The 1,057-nt window shown below is 58.8% G+C and carries 1 protein-coding gene; it reads left to right on the top strand.

Features of this window, described 5'->3' with window-relative positions:
* Nucleotides 1-18: 18 nt before the first annotated feature.
* On the top strand, nt 19-1,057 hold a 1,039-nt coding region (locus GY725_22360; protein ID MCP4006933.1), incomplete at its 3' end, for a hypothetical protein.

Below are 1,057 nucleotides of genomic sequence, written 5' to 3'. Positions count from 1 at the left end.
TTCCGAGAGAACTATCGCATGCTGCACGTCTTCGCCACTGTTTCGGCGCTGAAGCAAAAGATTACGTCGGTGTACGGTTTCGTCAAGCGCGCAGGGAACCGAGGTGTGGTGCAGCAGGTTTCGAAGCTGACGCCTGAGATGTTGGCGGAATGTTACACCACCGTGGCTGGTCAGGACTCTTACGCAGCGGTGATGCAGGACGAACAGGTACCTTCGCTCGTGCGACGGGCTTTGAATCTGATGCAAGTGGCGACGGGTGACGTTGTCGGCTCGGATGGGTATCGGCGGCAGAAGCGCCACGAAGGCGTCGCTCTCGCTCTTCGTTTTGGCCCTTCGGTGATCTTCGCGACACCGAACTTGGCAGACCAGCGGAGCGTGACCATTCTGCTGACACGAGGTGTCGATGCGGAGTACCGTTTGGATCTCGAGGAAGAGTGCAACGAGATGCCGACGTATGGCGAGATGCTCAAGATCGTGGCGAACGACCCGGTTGGGCAAGCTCTTGCCTTCGATCTCACGATGCGTCTTTTCATGCTTCACGTCTTGGGCGTTCGGAGTGACTGCGTCGGCTTGCGCCAGGGCAGACGGTCGCAGTGCACTCAGGAGTGGGTCACCGACGGGAGTGCTGCGAGTTCGACGTATCCTGGTATCTTTGGGCCGTTGCGCGCTGTCCAGGGGCCGTTGGAGGCCTCCGGTCGAGGTTCTTTGCATGGGCATTGGCGGTTTTGGCTTGTGGCTTTCAGTTACAACCAGCTTCTCGAATTGTTGCAGCGGGATCCGTCTACTCTTCAGGTGCGGCTCCGCGCTTGGATGCGAGAGACAGTGCGGGCTGTCTTGCAGACTCAGCAGTCTTCCGTTGCGGCGATGCCACGGATGTTCGGTGATACTTCGTCGCGGATGTCACCGCTTCCGTTTCTTCGCATCCAGAACAGAGCGTACGGCGCGGATGGCGGTCAGGAGTACTTGTACAAGAATGGCGAGGAGTCTTCCTTGAAGCGTCCGCGTCTAGATGAGGCGTCGTCGTATCCGCATGATTTGTGGCCCTTCAGGCCTCTGC

This window comes from bacterium, assembly GCA_024226335.1.
Lineage (GTDB): Bacteria > Myxococcota_A > UBA9160 > SZUA-336 > SZUA-336 > JAAELY01.
This window is presented reverse-complemented; position numbering and strand designations above follow the sequence as displayed.